The following is a 17,258-nucleotide window of genomic DNA, read 5'->3' as shown; positions in this document are numbered from 1 at the left end:
TGTTCGCAGGCGCCTCACCACGTGTCGATGAAGGAGCGCCCGCGCTCCTCGGGGAGGTCCGGGCCGCCGTCCAGCGCCGCCAGAATCCACGCGCGCGACTCCGCCGGATCGATCACCGCGTCGATCTCCAGCGCCGCCGCCGCGTTGACCGCCTTCCCGTGCTCGTACAGCTCGGCCACCCGCGCCTCGAAGGCCCGCTCGCGCTCCTCGGGGTCGGTGATCGCCGCCAGCTCCTTGCGGTAGCCGAGGCGGACCGCGCCCTCCAGGCCCATGCCGCCGAACTCGCCGCTCGGCCAGGCGGCGGTGGCCAAGGGGGCGCGGGTGGAACCGCCCAGCATGGCCATGGCGCCGAGACCGTATGCCTTCCGCAGGACCAGGCCGACGAGCGGTACGCGAAGGTTCGCGCCGGTCACGAAGAGGCGGGCGAAGTGCCGTACCGTGGCGTTGCGTTCGGTGTCCGGGCCCACCATGAAACCCGGGGTGTCGCAGAGCGAGACGACCGGGAGCCCGAAGGCGTCGCAGAGCTGCAGGAAGCGGGCGGTCTTGTCGGCGGCGTCGCGGTCGACGGCGCCGCCCAGGTGGCCCGGGTTGCTCGCGATGAGCCCCAGCGGGCGCCCCTCGATACGGACGAGGCAGGTCAACACCCCGGTGCCGAAGGCCTGTCGGAGCTCCAGCAGCGATCCCGTGTCCGCCAGCGTCCCGACGGCCGTGCGCATGTCGTACGCACGGCGCCGGTTCTCCGGGACGACATGCCGCAGCAGACGCTGGTCCGGTGCCTCCCAACTGGCCCGTGTGCCTTGGAAGTACGACAGGTACCGACGAGCGACCCGGACCGCCTCCGCCTCGTCGGGCACCGCCACGTCCACGACACCGTTCGGGACTTGGACCGACAGCGGACCGACCTCCTCGGGACGGTACACGCCCAGGCCGCCTCCCTCGATCATGGCCGGGCCGCCCATGCCGATCGAGGCGTCCGGCGTCGCGATGACGACGTCGCAGCAGCCGAGCAACGCCGCGTTGCCCGCGAAGCAGCGGCCGGAGGCGATCCCGACCAGAGGTACGAGGCCGCTGAGTCGGCCCATCCGCTGGAAGGTGGTCACGTCCGACCCGGCGACCGAGGTGGTGTCCGTGTCACCGGGGCGCCCGCCGCCGCCCTCCGCGAACAGCACGACCGGCAGCCGCCGTTCCTCCGCCAGCGCCAGCATCCGGTCGGTCTTGCGGTGGTTCTGCAGCCCCTGCGTGCCCGCGAGCACTGTGTAGTCGTACGACATCGCCACGCACGGCGCGCCGCCCACGCGCCCGGTGCCGGTGACCATGCCGTCGGCCGGCGTCGAACGGATCAGGTCGTCCAGCGTGCGCCGCTGTCGCTGAGCGGCGATCGCCAGCGCGCCGAACTCGGTGAAGGTTCCCTCGTCGCACAGGTCCTGGATGTTCTCGCGGGCGGTGCGACGGCCGATGGCGTGGCGCTTCGCGACGGCCTCGGGGCGGTTCTCGTCCAGGCCGACGGCATGACGGCGCACGGCCTCGGCCAGATCGGGGCGCACGGCGTCCAGGTCCGGCGTCTCGTCGGGGCGCGCCCCGACGCTCACGCCGCTCCTCTCGTCCCATGCCAGGAGAGGCCGGCCTTCGCCCACCGTTTCGCCGACGCGTGCGTACAGGGCGCGTACGACACCGGCGACCGGAGCACGGATGACGTGCTCCATCTTCATGGCCTCCAGGACCAGCAACTGCTCCCCGGCGCCCACCGGTTCGCCCGGCGCGACCGCGATCGAGACGACGGTGCCGCTCATCGGCGCGGACACTGTCCCCTCGATCGACACCGGCTGGTCGTCCTCGGGCGGCAACTGCGCCAAGTGCTCCTCGACGAAGCCGGTGTGCCGCCAGAACCCCGGTCGGTCGAGGACCGTCCGCAGCAGGGGGATTCCGGTCCGTACGCCCGCGATCCCGAACTCGTCGAGCGCTCTTCGGGCGCGTTCGCAGGCGGCGGCGACGTCGTGCGGCACATGGGCGATCACCTTGGCGAGCAACGAGTCGTAGCGGACGTCCACTTGGGTCCCGGCACGCATCGCCGTGTCGACGCGCACGCCCGGCCCCGTCGGCACGTCGAACCGCGTGAGCCGTCCGGCCGATGGCCGCACCGTTCCGTCGGCGGACGTGACCTCGGCGTTGACCCGGGTCTGGACGGCGAACCCGCGGGGCGCCGGCGGGGGTCCCGCGAGCCCCAGCTCCTCCAGCGTCCCGCCCGCGGCCAGCCGCAGTTGGGCGGCGACCAGATCGACGCCCGTCACCTCTTCGGTGACGGTGTGCTCGACCTGGAGCCGCGGATTGGCCTCGATGAAATGGAAGAGCTCTTCTCCCTGGACGAGGAACTCGAAGGTGACGAGCCCGGTGCAGTGTGTGGCGCGGGCCATCCGCAGGGCGGCGGACAGGAGCATCTGCCTTGTGGAATCGGCCAGTTCGGGAGCGGGAGCGATCTCGATCAACTTCTGGTGACGGCGCTGGGCGCTGCAGTCCCGCTCCCAGAGGTGCGTGACGGCTCCGGTCGCGTCGCCGACGATCTGCACCTCGATGTGCCGGGCGCCCTCCAGCAGCCGCTCGACGTACAACTCTCCGCGCCCGAAGCTCTGTCGGGCCTCCGAACGGCACCGTTCCCATGCCTCGGCCAGCTCCCGGTCGGATCGCACCACCCGCATGCCGCGTCCGCCGCCCCCGCCGACCGCCTTGATCATCAGCGGGCCTCCGGCCAGGAACTCCCGTGCCTCGTCGAGCGTGGCGGCACCGTCGGTGCCCGGCAGGACGGGCACTTGGAGCCGCACGGCGAGCGCACGCGCGCGTGCCTTGTCGCCGAACAGGTCGAGGACCTCGGGGGAGGGGCCCACGAAGGTGATCCCGGCCGCGGCGCAGCGCCGTGCGAAGGCGGCGTCCTCGCTCAGGAACCCGTACCCGGGGTGCAGGAACGCACAGCCGGTGTTCCGTGCGGCGGTCACGATCGCGTCGGCGTCGAGGTAGTCCTTCAACGGCACGGCCTCGTCGGCCCGTCGGAGATGTGGGTCGTCACCGTCCGCGTACACGGCGACCGTGCGCAGCCCCAGCTCGGAGGCGGCGCGCAGCACGCGTACGGCGATCTCTCCGCGATTGGCGACGAGTACGGCGGCAGCACCCATGAGTCCACCTTCCCGGAAGTTGTGGAAGTTCAGGATGCCGGAGTCGTGCTCGCGAGCCAGTCGTGGGCCGGCTGCGCAGTGAACTCGGCCTGGCCGCCGCGCAGCAGCAACCCGACCGTCGCGAAGGCGGGGTCGTCGGCCTGCGCGGCGACGTACGGGATCGCGATGCAGCGCATCCCGGCCGCGTGCGCGGCGGCGGCACCCGGCGCGGCGTCCTCCACGACCACGCAGTCCGCCGGGGTGGCACCCAGGCGACGCGCCGCTTCGAGGAAGACATCGGGGGCGGGCTTGCCGTGCGCGACCTCGTCGGCCGAGACGACCGTCGTCAGAAGGGAGGCGAGACCCGTGCCCGCGAGGATCGCCTCGATGGCCGCCGGCGAGGAACCCGAGGCCACGGCCATCGGGACACCCTCGGAGGCCAGCAGTTCCACGAACTTCCGCATCTCCGGGTAGGCGTGCGTGGAGGCGCGGGCCAACTCCAGATAACGCCGGTTGTTCTCGGCGAGCAGGGTCTCGAGCGGGGCCGTCAGGCCGTAGCGCTCCTTCCAGAGCGCGAGTGTCTCCTGGGTGCTGATGCCGACGTACTGCTCGTGTTCGGCCCAGGTGAAATCGGTGATGCCCTGCCCGGCGAGTGTCTGCCGCCCCGCTTCGTAGTAGTTCGGCTCGCTGTCCACGAGCGTTCCGTCGAGATCGAAGATGACCGAGGTGCCGCCGGGAGTGCTCATGGTGTCAATGATGCCAAGGAGCGATGGCCGGCCCTGCGGCTCCGGTCAGCTCTTCGAGGCCCGCCCGATCGACTCCACCAGCGGCAGGACCCGGTGCGGAACGCGCTCGCGCAGGGCCACCTCGGTGCGCGTGCGGACGACGCCCGGCAGGCTGATCAGCGACTGAATGACATCCTCCAGGTGCGCGTTGTCGCGTGCCACGACCCGGGTGATCAGATCGCCGCCGCCGGTGATCGAGAACGCCTCGATGATCTCCGGGACGGCAGCGAGCGCGTCGCCCACGTCGTCGAGATGGCCCTGCGTGACCTCGATGTGCACAAAGGCGAGGACCGGGTGACCGAGGGCCGCGGGGGACAGGGACGGGCCGGTCCCGGTGATCACGCCGTCGCGCTCCAGCCGGTCGAGGCGGGCCTGGAGGGTGCCGCGGGCGACGCCGAGCATGCGGGCGTACTCGCGCACGCTGGTGCGCGGCTGCTCCAGCAGCAGCCGCAGGATGCGGGTGTCGAGCTCGTCCACGGCCATGGTCCGTTGGCCTCCTTGCGGCCTGAAGTGATAGTCATCGACTGTACCAATGGCTCAGCCCGGGCAGAGCCTGTTGAGCCACTTCCCGTCTGCCGCTTACCTTGTCTGTATTGATGGCGCTGCGCAGCGCCGGACGGCAAGGACGCCGTACCGGACCCGCGGCGCCATTCGCATGTGTCGAGGTCTGCGGACCACGAGGTCAAGAGCGAAGTGGGGGCGGGCCGCCGACGGTGAAGAAGATGTTCATGGCTCCGGATCCGGGACTGTTCCGGCTGCGGGTCTCGCTGCGAGCGGTCGTCGGCATCGGCCTCGCGGTGACCCTGTGCGAGCTGGCGGGGCTCTCGCTGTCGGCGTCCATCACGGGCGGACTCGCGGCGCTTCTGGCGCTGTTCACGGTCGGCGACCCGACCGTGCGCGGCCAGGGCCTCACCACCGCACTGCTCCCCGTGGTGGGCCTTCCGGTCCTCGCGCTCGCGACCGCCCTGCACGGGATGCCGCCGCTGCGCGACGGGACCTGGCTCGCGGTGATCTTCTGCGGGGTGTATGCCCGCCGCTGGGGCCCGCGCGGGCATGCGCTCGGCATCTTCGCGTTCATGATGTTCTTCACCACGCAGTTCCTGCACGCCGTTCCCGGCCGGCTCTCGCAGCTGTACACGGCTCTCGCGTTGTCGCTGGCGGCGTCCTCGGCGGTGCGCTTCGGCGCGTGGTGCATCGAGCGGCGCACTCCGCTGCCCGCCGCACCGGCCCCGCTCGACGGACGCGGGCTCGCGCGCCCCGCGACGCGCCAGGCCTTCCAGGCGACGGCCGCCTGCGCCTTCGCGCTGTTCGCGGGCCAGTTGCTCTCGCACGACCGCTGGTACTGGGCCGTCGGCACCGCCTGGTGGATCTTCGTGAACACCGCCTCGCGCGGAGAGACGCTCATCCGGGGCTTCCGGCGCGTTCTCGGCACCGTCACCGGCATCGTGGCCGGCCTGCTGGTCGCCGTACCGCTGCACGGTGCTCCGGCACCGACCGTCGCGCTCGTCGCGGTCTGCGTCTTCGGGATCTTCTACACGGCCGCACCCTCGTACAGCTGGATGATGTTCTTCGTCACCGTCATGGCGGGCCTGCTGTACGGGCTGCTGGGCGTGCTGCACCCCGGGCTGCTCGGCCTCCGGTTCGCCGAGACCGGCGTCGGCGCGCTCGGCGCCGCCCTCGCCGTCGCGCTGATCCTGCCCATCACGACGCACGCGGTGACCGACCGGTGGGTCGAGCGCGCGCTGCACGCGGTGCACGGCTGCACCGCGGCGGCGGCGAGACGGCTCGCGGGCGACGCTCAGGCCGACCCCGCGCCGTGTGCGGCGGAGCTCGAAGCACTTCTGGGGCGCGTACGCATGGCTCTCGCGCCCCTGGTGCATCCGCTCAACCCGATGCGGGCACGCAAGGCCCGGGCCCGCCAGATCCTCGCCCTCCTCGACGACTGCGCCCGTGAGGTACGCGGGCTCGCGGCCGTCGCCGCCGACCCTGAGGCCTCGCACGACGCCCGTCTCACGGCGGCGTGCCGACGCGTCGAGACCGCGATGGAGACCCTGGTCGGCGCCGTGCCGGAACGCGCCCCGACGGCTCATCCGGCCGCCCCGGGCCACCACCCCGGCGCCGAGCAGGCCCTCGCCCACCTCCACGGGCTGGAGCGCGCGCTCGTCGCGCTGGCCGCGCCCCTGCGCCGCTCGCGGCTCATGAGCGTCTGACGCTTCCCGCGCGCGTCCGACGCCGGCGCCTGGACACCAGGCGCCGGAATGAGGCACTTTTACCGGCCACCTACAGGGTGGATCACCGCACCTGCCGGGTAACCCCGCGGCTATCAGACGCACGGAGCCCGCGGACCGTGCGGGATCGGCCCGCGGGCCGATCCGCTTAGGGGTGGCACCATGCGGGACTTCCCTCGCAGAACCGGACACGCAGAGCGCTGGGCCGGCGACGGAGACGCGGGGTGCCCGGTCTTCGGGGGCGATGGTCCGGGCGGCTGGCTGGACCGGGTCCCGGCAGGCCACAGGCGGGACGGTACGGACCCGAGCGCACCGTACGCGCAGGCCGGCGCCGACACCGTGACCCGGACCCCGGGCCTCACGGGACGGCTGATCGGCGGCGGTTCCCCCACGGCTCACGGCATGTTCCCCGCCGGCTCCGTGCCCGCCCCCTACGAACTCCTCCACGCCGCCACCGAGTTCCTCGTCCTCCACCACACCGAGGAGCGCCTCGGCGACCCGGCCCGCCGGATCTCCGCCGTGTGCGCGGAGATCGCGGACACGGGGACATATCGGCACACCGCCGAGGAACTCGCCTTCGGTGCCCGCGTCGCGTGGCGCAACGCCAACCGGTGCATAGGACGGCTGTATTGGCACTCCCTGTGCGTGCGGGACCGCAGGGACGTGCGGGACGCGGAGGACGTCGCGCAGGCGTCGGCGGACCATCTGCGGGAGGCCACCCGTGACGGCCGGATCCGGGCGCTCATCACGATCTTCGCGCCAGATGCGCCGGGCCGCCCGGGCCCCAGGATCTGGAACGAACAGCTCGTCCGGTACGCGGGCTACGCACGCCCGGACGGCGGCGTGACCGGCGACCCGCGCAACGCGGGCCTCACCGCGCTCGCCCGACGGCTCGGCTGGCCCGGCGGCCCGGGCACGCCCTTCGACGTACTGCCGCTGGTGATCCAGGGCGCCGACGACAAGCCCCGCTGGTTCTCGCTGCCGGCCGACGCGGTGCTCGAAGTGGAGCTCGCGCACCCCGAGTACACCTGGTGGCGCACGCTCGGACTGCGCTGGCACGCGGTCCCCGCGCTCGCCAACATGTGCCTGGAGATCGGTGGCATCTGCTATGCGGCGGCCCCGTTCAACGGCTGGTACATGGGCACGGAGATCGGCGCCCGCAACCTCGCCGACACCGATCGCTACGACCTCCTGCCGTACATCGCCGACCAACTCGGCCTCGACACCCGCTCCGACCGCTCACTGTGGAAGGACCGCGCGCTCGTCGAACTCAACCGCTCCGTCCTGCACTCCTTCGACCGCGCCGGCGTCACGGTCACCGACCACCACACCGAGTCCCGGCGCTTCCTCGTCCACCTCGGCCGCGAGGAGCGCAAGGGACGCGGGGTCGGCGCGGACTGGTCGTGGATCGTGCCGCCCATCTCCGGCAGCGCCACGCCCGTCTTCCACCGCACGTACGAGGCCGTGGAGCGGTGCCCCGCGTATGTTCACCATCCGGAGGCACTCGAACGGGCGCGGGGCGCGGCCATGTTCTAGGCCCGGACTTCGCAGGTCACCCGATCGTGAAGATCAACAGGTCGGGTTCGATCGTCCGGCGGGCGGGATCGGCCGCGAGCCGCCGACGAAGGGCTGCCCCGGTCACTCGCGGACGCTGAGAGGCTGCTGCGTCGAACCTTTTCAGCGACCTGCGAAGTCCGGATCTAGGGCCTGTAGGGAGTTGTGATCTGGGCTCGCGGGGCGTGGCACGCACGCTCGCCGCGTTGCCGGAATGCCCTAGTAGCTCCGCTACGAGAGCATTCCGGCGCCTTGCGATCGCACGCACCACGCCCCGCTCCCTGATCCAGATCACAACTCCATACAGGCCCTAGTACGCCACTCCAGGACGCCGTCCCCGGATCGCCGCCTTGGTCTAGACCGTCGATCTTCGACTGCTACCGTCGCCCCGAACGGCGCGGGACCGAGAGGGGACAGCAGTGGCAGACGGAGGCAGGCGGCAACAACGGGCGTTCATCGGCTCGTTCACGGCGGCGGGAGGCCTGGGCGTTCTCACCGCGGCCGTGGACCCGGGAAGCGGCGCGCTGACCGTCCTGAGCGCGGTGGACGGCGTTCCCGACCCCTCGTACCTCGCCCTGTCGTCCGAGCGGGACATGCTCTACGTGGTCAGCGAGACGGCCGACGGTGCGGTGGCGGCGTACCGCGTGAAGGGCGACAAGCCGGAACTGACCGGGCCGCCCGTGCCGGTCGGCGGCAGCGGCCCGACGCACCTCAGCGTCTTCGCCGGACACGTCCTGACCGCCAACTACGGCTCCGGCAGCGTCACCGCCGTGCCCGTCCGCCCCGGCGGCGAGCTCGCGCGCGCCGCCTCCAGCGTGCTCCGGCACACCGGCTCGGGCCCGCACACCCCGCGCCAGCAGGGGCCGCACGCCCACCAGGTACAGCCCGATCCGAGTGGCCGCTGGGCGATGAGTGTCGACCTCGGCACGGACTCCGTACGCGTGTGCGCGCTGGACGGCGGAACGCTCACGCTGCACCGGGAAATCGCGCTGCGCCCCGGCTCCGGGCCCCGCCACCTCGCCTTCCATCCGCGCGGCGAACACGCGTACGTACTCAACGAACTAGCGCCCACCGTCACCGTCTGCCGCTGGGACGCCGCCGAGGGCGGGTTGCGTCCGGTCGGCGAGACACCGGTGCTGTCGGGCGTCCCGAAAGGCGACGCGTACCCCTCGGGCATCGTCGTGTCGCCCGACGGTCGCTTCGTATGGACCGCCACACGGGGCCAGGACGTCGTCTCCGTGCTCACGCCCGACGCGGTCGGCGAGGGGCTGCGGCTGATCGCCACGGTGCCCTGCGGCGGCACCTGGCCGCGCGCGCTGGCCATCGACCCCTCGGGCCGTTACCTGTACGCCGCGAACGAGCGCTCCGGCGATGTGACCTGGTTCGTGGTCGATCCGGACACCGGCATGCCGCGACGGGGCGGCTCGGTCGAGGCTCCCGCCGCGTCCTGCGTGGTCTTCGGCTGACCTCAAGGGCGTCGACGCCGACAGGGCCCGCTCCTGGAAGAGGAGCGGGCCCTGTCGGCGTTCTGGAACCGGTGTGCCGGACGGCTAGTGTCCTGCGCCATCAATTCGTCGTTAGTTCTTGGTGCCCCACTGCCGCCGACTTGGCCAAATACTCGCAGGCCGGGGCTGGATGGGCGGACAACCAACCCGGCCGGGCAAGGCGCGAATCCACCGACGAACTTCTGGCGCAGCGCACTAGCGGACCGGCGTGCCCTGCGACGGCTGCGGGGCGATGCCCAGCGCCGTCGTGTACTTGGCCAGCGCGAGCTTGCCGATCGCCGGATAGGGGCCGAGCGCCTCGGCGGCGGAGCAGCCCGCCTCCGCGGCGGCCGCGTCGAGCAGCCCGGCGTCGAGCTCCGGACCGATCAGGTACGGTGCGAGCGCGAGCTGCTGGGAGCCCGACCCGCGCAGCTGCTCGGCGGTGGCCGCGATCGCGCCCTCCTCGTCGAGCGCCGCCGCCATCACCGGCACGGCGAGCCGCGCGGCGAGCAGCATGCCGGTGATCCCGGCCGCCTGCACGGCCTCCTCGCCACCCACGGAGGCGAGGATGATGCCGTCCGCGGCGGTCGCCACGGTGAACAGCCGGGCGCGGTCGGCGCGGGCCAGGCCCGCCTCGGACAGGCGCACGTGCAGCGCCTCGGCGAGCAGCGGGTGCGGGCCGAGCGCATCGGTCAGATCGGCGGCGACACGGCTGTCCATGACGGCCTGGCGGACCCGGCGCAGCAGCGCGTTGTCCGGGCCGGCGAGCAGCGGCACCACGATGGCGACGGGGCCGTCGGGCTCCGTCGCGTCAGCACCGGCGGCGCGGGCCTGCTCGAAGCGCGCGACCCGCTCATCGGCGGCGTGCGTCAGCACGGACTGCAGCGTGCGGAACTCGGCGTCGTCCCCGTCGAGGTACCCGATCCGGGCGTCGAGGCCGGGGAGCTCGGAGCGCGCGATGCTCACGACCTCCTCAGCGAGGCTGCGCGTGGCCGCGCTGGGGGTGCCCGGCACCGCGAGGACGAGCGCGGGCGCGCCCTCGGGAGCCGCCAGGGGTTCCGGGCGGCGGTGCCGCCCAGGCTGGCGGGGTCGCGGCATTCGTACTGGCAGGCCGGACGCGGGCCCAGTGGGGGAGCTCATGGCGCCGCATGTTACTGGCTTCTTGGGCTCCCCTGTTCGGGGAGGGTGCAGGTGAGCGGTTTCCGTCCGCTTTTGTCTGATGAGTTACGTAAGGATCAGAAGTGATCAGTATGGAAGGACCGCCCGACCGTGGTGTGCGCCAACTGCACTTGTCCGACAGGGTGGATCAATCCGTCTTTTCGGTCACTACGTACAACATTCGCTGGTCACGGGGGAGTGCGAGCTCGCCGTTCGCGAGGTCGACGGCGATACGCAGGGCGCCGTCCACCGGGTCACCGGCGGCCGGTACCTGGTGGGCGTGCGGCAGTTGCTCTGCCAGCTCCTCACCCAGGGGTACAAGGAGGGCGTCGCCCATCTTGAACAGGCCCCCGGTGAAGGCGACTTGGGCCTGGTCGCCGGGCGGGCACACCGCGGCCGCCGACTCGGCCATGTGCCGGGCGGCCGCACGCAGGACGTCAGCCGCCACCGGGTCGCTCCCGGCGCAGGCGGCCACCTCGGGGGCGAAGGAGGCCAGGACGGCGGGCCGGTCGGTGCGCGGGTACAGCTTGCCCGGCAGGTCCGATACCGGGCCGAACATCTCCTCCGCGCATTCCAGCAGCGCCGCCGAACCGCCCCGGCGCCCGTCGAAGGCCCGCAGGGCCGCCTCCAGCCCCGCGCGGCCGATCCACGCCCCGCCGCCGCAGTCGCCGAGCAGATGGCCCCATCCGTCGGCCCTGCGCCAACTCGTCAGATCGGTTCCGATGGCGATCATGCCGGTGCCCGCGGCGATCACCGCGCCCGGCCGATGGCCGAGTGCACCTGTGTACGCGGTCACCGCGTCGGCGACCAAGGCGACTCGACGCACGCCGAGTTCACGCTCCAGCGCCGACGGCAGCTCGGCGCGCAGCTCGTCGCCGAGCGTGGCCAGTCCCGCGGCGCCGACGGCGACGGCTCCGAGCCCGTCGACTCCTGCCTCCGCCATCAACTGCCTGGCCATCGGCAGCAGTTGCTCCAGTAGATGCCCGGCGTCGATACCGCTCGGGCCGGTACGGACCGGCTCCTTCGAGGCCAGGGGCGCACCGAAGGGCTCCCCCCGCACGGCGAGCACCGCGCGCAGCCCCGACCCTCCCGAGTCCACGGCCAGCACACCTGGCAGCGCGCCGCCGGGGGTCACGGCAGGCGCCAGTCCACCGGCTCCGCTCCCTGCCTGGCCAGCAGGTCGTTGGCACGGCTGAAGGGGCGGGAGCCGAAGAAGCCGCGGTCCGCCGACATGGGTGAGGGGTGCGCGGACTCCACCGAGGGCAGGTCGCCGAGGAGAGGACGCAGATTGCGGGCGTCGCGGCCCCACAGGATCGACACCAGCGGACGCCCTCGCGCGGCCAGCGCCCGGATCGCCTGCTCGGTGACCTCCTCCCAGCCTTTGCCGCGATGCGCGGCCGGGCTGCGCGGAGCCGTGGTGAGCGCCCTGTTGAGCAGGAGCACGCCCTGCTCGGTCCACGGGGCCAGGTCGCCGGTGGACGGCTGGGACAGCCCGAGGTCGGTGTTGAGCTCGCGGTAGATGTTGATCAGGCTGCCGGGCAGCGGACGGACGTCCGGCGCGACCGAGAACGACAGTCCCACCGCGTGCCCCGGTGTCGGATACGGATCCTGCCCGACGATGAGGACGCGCACCTCGTCGAAGGGCTGTTGGAAGGCCCGCAGGACATTTGCCCCCGCCGGGAGGTAGGTGCGTCCCGCGGCGATCTCCGCGCGCAGGAAGTCGCCCATCTGAGCGATCCGTCCGGCCACGGGTTCCAGGGCTTTCGCCCAGCCGGATTCGACGATTTCATGCAACGGTCGTGGTGCCACGGGCGTCACCCTACTGCCGCACACGCGGCGGAGATCAACCCGGTGTCCGAGCGGCGACCGAGGATGACCGATCCGTCGACGAACCGGGTGCCCCTGGGACAAGGTGCGCTGCTTCATGCTCCGTTGGAGCCTCCCGAGGGGTCTGGTGGGGTCGGCACGGTCCGGTGGCGTCTTCCGGGCCTCAGTCCACGACCGCGGCGCGGACGCACAGCACGTCCGGCAGGTGCGAGGCCAGTTGCTGCCAGCTGTCGCCGTCGTCCGACGACGCGTACACTTCGCCGTTGCGGTTGCCGAAGTACACGCCTGCCGGGTCCGCGCCGTCCGTGCACAGCGCGTCGCGCAGCACCGTGCCGTAGTGGTCCTCGGCGGGCAGTCCCGCCGCCAGCGGCTCCCAGCTCTTGCCCGCGTCCGCCGTGCGGTAGACACGACATCGTCGGCCTGCCGGGACACGGTCCGCGTCGGCGTTGATCGGGAAGACGTACGCCGTGTCGCCGCGGTGCGGATGCGCGGCCGCCGCGAACCCGAACGTGGAGGGCAGGCCCTCGCCGATGTCGGTCCACTGCCCGCCTGCGTCGTCGCTGCGGTACACCCCCCAGTGGTTCTGCAGATACAGCCGGTCCGGAGTCACCGCGTCCTGCGCGATCTTGTGTACGCACTGGCCGAACTCAGGGTTCGGATCCGGTAGGAACACCGCGGAGACACCCGAGTTGGAGGGAGTCCAGCTCGCGCCGCCGTCGTCGGTGCGGAACACCCCGGCCGTGGAGACGGCGACCGTCACGGCGCGCGGATCGCGCTGGTCGGTGAGGATGGTGTGCAGGCCCTCTCCGCCGCCGCCCGGCACCCACTGCGAGCGGGTGGGGTGCTCCCACAGGGGACGGACGAGCTCGAAGGACTCGCCCCGGTCCTCCGAGCGGTACAGCGCGGCCGGCTCCGTGCCCGCGTACACCACGTCCGGTTCGGCGGCCGCCGGGTGCAACTGCCACACGCGCTCCAGCGAAGCCCCGGTGTCCTTGGGGAACTTGACGGCGGGACGGGCCGGTTCGGTCCATGTCCGGCCCAGGTCGTCGGAGTGGAAGACGGACGGGCCCCAGTGCGCGCTGTCCCCTCCGGCCAGCAGCCGCGGCCTCTCGCCCCGGGTGTCGATCGCGACCGAGTACACGGCCTGCGCGTTGAAGTACGGACTCTCGTCGAACTTCCAGGCGCCGCCGCGCCGTCGCCCGATGAAGAGGCCCTTGCGGGTGCCTACAGTGAGCAGTACGTCGGTCATGCCGACCACCTCCGCGACGTCGTTGTCTCAGATACGGGCCAGTCTGCACCCAGCCACTGACAGTCACCCCTGCTCGCGGCATTCCCTCAGGTCAGGGCGGTGGTTTCGGGCCTCGGCCGGGCTTCTCGCCCGTCGTCACCGGGCTCGGCCGCGGGGCGCCGGGGCGGCTGGGGCGCAGGAGTGGCGGAGCGCGGCGTGAGCATCGGGCGGGCCGAGCGCGTATGGGAGGGAGATGTGGCGGGTCGGCGCGGTTGTGAGGAGGATGCCAGTGATGGCGGCATTCCGTGGTCCGAAGGTGTGGCTGTGGCGGTGGCGGCGCAACCCGCTACGGCGGGGCAGTGATGCCCTGGAGGCCTGGATCGTGCTCGTCGCCTGGGCGCTCACCGTGCTCGGCGGCCTGTTCGCGGGGCTTGCGGCCACGCAGACCGTGGAGCACGGGCTCGCCCAGCAGCGCGCCGAGTATCGCTCCGTCCCGGCCCTGCTCACCGAGGATGCGCCCGATGCGAGCGCCACGGAGACCGGCGGCGACCTCGTGTGGGCGAAGGTGCGCTGGACCGCGGCGGACGGGTCGCCGCACGCGGGCCAGGCGAGAGTGTTCGCCGGCACCATCGCGGGCACCTCGGTCACCGTGTGGACCGACCCCCACGGTCGCCTCGTCACCAGGCCTGCCACCGCCTCTCAGGCCCAGCTGCGGGCCTCCCTGGTCGGCGTCCTGGTCGGCGTGAGCGCCGCGGGCGTTCCCTTCGTCGGCGGAAGACTCCTCCGCGGCCGGCTGGAGCGGCGGCGTATGGAGCGGTGGGACGAGGAATGGGAGCGGGTGGGGCCCCTGTGGGGACGTATGACTAGCTGAGGGGGCCCGCCGTCGCGCCCGGGCTGGAACCGGCGCGGGCCGACCGGCCCTCGGCAGGGCCGGTCGGCCCGTGCCGGACCAGGCCTCGCGGCGCAACGCTGAGGGGTGGATGAGGGGTGGACAACGCAGAGAGGCTTCTGCGGCGGCTTCGCCCACTCCGCCCCCCCCGCCCGCCGACCCGGCCCTCCGGCCTCGGAGGGCCGCCGCAGAGCGCAAGAGCAGGGGGGGAAGGGCGCCCGGGGAGCATGGAGGGACCGAGGGACCACCACCGAGGGACCGCTTCGGGGCAACGCCTGACCCCGGTCGCACGAGGAAGACATCGCCGAGGCCCAGGTACCCGGCACGAAGTCGGGTACCCGGCCTCTCCCGTGCGGCACATCAGAGCGCAGGCCCGCACCGCGTCTGCGCGTCCACGGCACCGGACGCGCAGACGTGTCTCCACCCCGCCGGCTGAAGGACTACCTGGAACTCAACCCCGCAGCCTCGTCGGTGACCTGCTTCCCCGCCTTCCTCGGTGGCACCGCGGACGAGTTCCGCATCCAGTCCGCCCCCTCGAAGCTCCTCACCTGTCTGCAGCACGTGGTCGAGGTCATCAACGGCCACACCGTGAAGACGACCCGCCGACCAGAAGAGATCATCCTCAACGAGAAGTGAGCCGGAACCGACGCGGGGCCAGCCGGAACCGACGCGGGGCCGACCCCCGGCGACTTCCCTCCTCCGGCAAGGTCGGCGTCGGCGCCGGTACGGCGCAGTGAACCCAGCTGCCGCTGGTGATGAAGGCGCGTGCCGCATGCGCGGGTGCTGACCGTGATCTATCGGAAGCGGTGAGTGACGCCCGGTGTGCGGGCGCCCCTCACTCGACGTGCTGATGGCCCGGTTGGGACGTCCCCGAGCCGTGGCTACCGCATGGCGTCCAGCGCCGCGCGGCAGGTGTGCAGGAGCGATTCGTCCTCAAGGATGTCGTGGCTGCCGTATCCGCCGGAACGGGCCCGGTGCCGTCGTGGCGCGGTGAGTTCGGCCTGGACCAGATCCCGGGCGGAGGTGGCCGCGCTGCCCATCCGGGCGAGGTGGGTGGCGATCGTGCCGCGGGTGTACGCGTTCTGCCGCCAGGCGGAGCGGAGCACCGGAAGAACCGGCTCCGGATCCCGGGCGATGTCCCACAGCGCGCACGCGGCGGCCGTCCGCTCCCACACCTCGGTGGAGGCGGCCAGGCGGTGCAGTCCCGGAAGCGCGGGGGTGGCCGACGGCCCCAGGCGGCCGAGGGCTTCGGCGGCGGCCCGGGGATGACCGTCCGACGCCCGATCTGCCGCCAATTCCCTCAACAGCACAGGAAGTACGGCATCTGCGTCCCCCGTCACCGACCAGAGCGCGTCGGCCGCCGTGACGGCGCATTCGCTGTCCAGCAGCTCGCGCAGCGCCGGTACCGCCTGATGCCCGCCCGCTCCGAATGTCCCAAGCGTCCGGGCCAGCGCCTGCACGAGCCAGTCGCGGCGCCGCAGTTCAGGCGGCATGCCGTGCAGGAGCCGCAACGCCTCCGGCAGGGCGGCGTCGTACCGTAACCTGCCGAGCGCGAGCAGCAGGGGCGCCGCCCGGTCGTACGTTTCCGGGGAGTCGAGGGGGACGTCGCGGAGCCGCTCCCGCAGCAGCGGGGCCAGCTGCTCGCCCGCCGGGCCCAGGTACTCGATCGCGTAGCCGACGTCGTTCGGCACGACGGGCTCTGCCAGCACCTGGGCCAGCGCGGGTACCGCCCGGGGATCTCCTGCCCTGGCCAAGGCCTTCAGGGGGCGCCCCAGTGTCGGCGTCCCGCGCCCCCAGGACTCCGGGGCCGCCTCCACGAGGGCGGCGAGGCGGTCGGCGGCCGGGGTCGCCAGAGTGAAGAGGGACTCCAGGACGGACACCGCGGCATCGCACAACCGCTCCTCGTCCGAGGTGAGTTGCTCACCGATGAGGGTGACCGGTTCCGCGTAGTCGGCGCGCCATTCGCGGAACAGCCCCGCGGACATCCACACGGCATTGCACCGGTCGGCCGGATCAGCGCTGGTCAACTGCCCCTTGAGCAGGGCGATCCGGTCGGCGGTGCGGCCGCCGAGCCCTGAGTGGAGGGTCCGCAACAACTGGGAGCCCTCCTCGTCCGCGGGGCGCAGCCGCCGCAGATGGCCGATAAGCGTGTCGGTGTCGGGCCGTTCGGGCTCGGCCGGCTCCCGGGGGCGCCGTGATCGGGCCCGGAGGAGGGCGATGACGGTGGGCACGAGGTCGGCCGGCAGGTGATCCGGTGCGCAGCCGGCGAGTTGACCGAGCGCGGCGAGCCGCAGTCCCGGATCGTCCGGAGCGGCGCAGAGGGTCACCAGACAGTCCACTGCCGGAGCGGCGGACTCGGTGTGCAGCCGCGCGAACAGGCCGAGGCCCTCGGCCAGTGCGAGCCGGACGACGCCCTCCTGCTCGGCGCCGAGTCGCTCCCTCAACAGGGCGAGCACGCGTGCCGGTTCGTCCAGAAAACGCACGAGCGCGCTCGGCGCCGCGCGGCGTACCTCCGGGTCCCGGTCCGCGATCAGTGCGACGAAGGCCGTGGCGCCGGCCCGTATCGCGGTCCGTGCCATCGCGTAGTTGTCGTCGGCACCGTCCTCCTCGTCGGCGTCGACCAGGGCATCGTCCTCGCCGTGGTGGAAGCCGTCCGCGGCGTCCCCTCCGCCGATGCTGACGAGCAGTTCCACGATGGCGCCCCGGTCGGGAAGTTCGGCGTGTGCGACGAGCGCGAACAGGAACGGGATGGACGCGAGCGTGGAGTCGTACACATCGCCCTGGTGGTGCACGGCCCCGTACATCCCGTCGAGGGCGGTTTCCCGCTCCTGCGGGCACGGCGAGGCCAGTCCTCGCAGCAACTCCGGCACGTCCTCGGCATTTCCGTACGCATGCTGCATCGAGGCCCAGTCGACCTCGTCGATCCCCGTGAACACGGCGTCCTCCCCAGACGTAAGGCAAC

Annotated in this window: 13 protein-coding genes; 5 read left to right on the top strand and 8 right to left on the bottom strand. The window is 72.6% G+C overall.

All coding sequences use genetic code 11. The features are described 5' to 3' along the window. Nucleotides 1–14 precede the first annotated feature (14 nt). From OG390_RS06995 to OG390_RS06985, 3 genes are read right to left on the bottom strand one after another with little or no spacing between them, the layout of a single operon-like run. On the bottom strand, nucleotides 15–3,164 hold the full coding sequence (locus OG390_RS06995; RefSeq protein WP_406165892.1) for a carboxyl transferase domain-containing protein: 3,150 nt from the start codon (nucleotides 3,162–3,164) through the stop codon (nucleotides 15–17). Nucleotides 3,165–3,193: 29 nt separating this feature from the next. Further along, the gene (locus tag OG390_RS06990) at nucleotides 3,194–3,889 is read right to left on the bottom strand and encodes an HAD family hydrolase (RefSeq protein ID WP_406165890.1); all 696 of its coding nucleotides are present in this window, start codon (nucleotides 3,887–3,889) and stop codon (nucleotides 3,194–3,196) included. A gap of 45 nt (nucleotides 3,890–3,934) precedes the next feature. After that, nucleotides 3,935–4,411, bottom strand: a complete 477-nt coding sequence (locus OG390_RS06985; RefSeq protein ID WP_399088580.1) for an Lrp/AsnC family transcriptional regulator — start codon at nucleotides 4,409–4,411, stop codon at nucleotides 3,935–3,937. Nucleotides 4,412–4,650: 239 nt separating this feature from the next. On the opposite strand from OG390_RS06985, the gene OG390_RS06980 reads away from it, so the two are divergent. From OG390_RS06980 to OG390_RS06970, 3 genes are all read left to right on the top strand, one after another. Beyond that, the gene (locus tag OG390_RS06980) at nucleotides 4,651–6,138 is read left to right on the top strand and encodes an FUSC family protein (protein ID WP_406165888.1); all 1,488 of its coding nucleotides are present in this window, start codon (nucleotides 4,651–4,653) and stop codon (nucleotides 6,136–6,138) included. Nucleotides 6,139–6,558: 420 nt separating this feature from the next. Beyond that, on the top strand, nucleotides 6,559–7,692 hold the full coding sequence (locus OG390_RS06975) for a nitric oxide synthase oxygenase (RefSeq protein WP_406177543.1): 1,134 nt from the start codon (nucleotides 6,559–6,561) through the stop codon (nucleotides 7,690–7,692). Between the two features lie 437 nt (nucleotides 7,693–8,129). Then, nucleotides 8,130–9,176: a lactonase family protein gene (locus OG390_RS06970; RefSeq protein ID WP_406165886.1), complete on the top strand. Its 1,047-nt coding sequence runs from the start codon at nucleotides 8,130–8,132 to the stop codon at nucleotides 9,174–9,176. 234 nt (nucleotides 9,177–9,410) lie between these two features. Here the strand turns inward: OG390_RS06970 and OG390_RS06965 are convergent, their stop codons facing one another. The 4 genes from OG390_RS06965 to OG390_RS06950 all read right to left on the bottom strand — a co-directional run bounded on the left by OG390_RS06965 (nucleotide 9,411) and on the right by OG390_RS06950 (nucleotide 13,428). Further along, nucleotides 9,411–10,334, bottom strand: a complete 924-nt coding sequence (locus OG390_RS06965; protein ID WP_406165884.1) for a sirohydrochlorin chelatase — start codon at nucleotides 10,332–10,334, stop codon at nucleotides 9,411–9,413. 166 nt (nucleotides 10,335–10,500) lie between these two features. Then, a complete protein-coding gene (locus tag OG390_RS06960; protein WP_406165883.1) occupies nucleotides 10,501–11,487 on the bottom strand; it encodes an N-acetylglucosamine kinase in 987 nt (328 codons plus the stop codon). After that, nucleotides 11,484–12,161 (bottom strand): uracil-DNA glycosylase, encoded by a 678-nt coding sequence (locus tag OG390_RS06955; protein WP_406165881.1) that lies wholly within the window; start codon nucleotides 12,159–12,161, stop codon nucleotides 11,484–11,486. Before OG390_RS06955 ends, OG390_RS06960 begins: the two co-directional genes overlap by 4 nt. A gap of 181 nt (nucleotides 12,162–12,342) precedes the next feature. After that, nucleotides 12,343–13,428, bottom strand: a complete 1,086-nt coding sequence (locus OG390_RS06950; protein ID WP_406165879.1) for a WD40/YVTN/BNR-like repeat-containing protein — start codon at nucleotides 13,426–13,428, stop codon at nucleotides 12,343–12,345. A 271-nt stretch (nucleotides 13,429–13,699) separates the two neighbouring features. On the opposite strand from OG390_RS06950, the gene OG390_RS06945 reads away from it, so the two are divergent. Then, nucleotides 13,700–14,278, top strand: coding sequence for a hypothetical protein (locus OG390_RS06945; RefSeq protein WP_406165877.1), 579 nt, complete (start codon nucleotides 13,700–13,702; stop codon nucleotides 14,276–14,278). A gap of 432 nt (nucleotides 14,279–14,710) precedes the next feature. Next, complete coding sequence (locus OG390_RS06940) at nucleotides 14,711–14,932, top strand: hypothetical protein (RefSeq protein ID WP_406165875.1); 222 nt, start codon at nucleotides 14,711–14,713, stop codon at nucleotides 14,930–14,932. Between the two features lie 245 nt (nucleotides 14,933–15,177). Here the strand turns inward: OG390_RS06940 and OG390_RS06935 are convergent, their stop codons facing one another. Further along, nucleotides 15,178–17,232: a HEAT repeat domain-containing protein gene (locus OG390_RS06935; RefSeq protein WP_406165874.1), complete on the bottom strand. Its 2,055-nt coding sequence runs from the start codon at nucleotides 17,230–17,232 to the stop codon at nucleotides 15,178–15,180. Between the last annotated feature and the right edge of the window lie 26 nt (nucleotides 17,233–17,258).

This window comes from Streptomyces sp. NBC_00996 (genome assembly GCF_045162675.1).
Lineage (GTDB): Bacteria > Actinomycetota > Actinomycetes > Streptomycetales > Streptomycetaceae > Streptomyces.
Note: the sequence above shows the minus strand (reverse complement) of the source record. Positions and strands in the feature narration are given on the sequence as shown.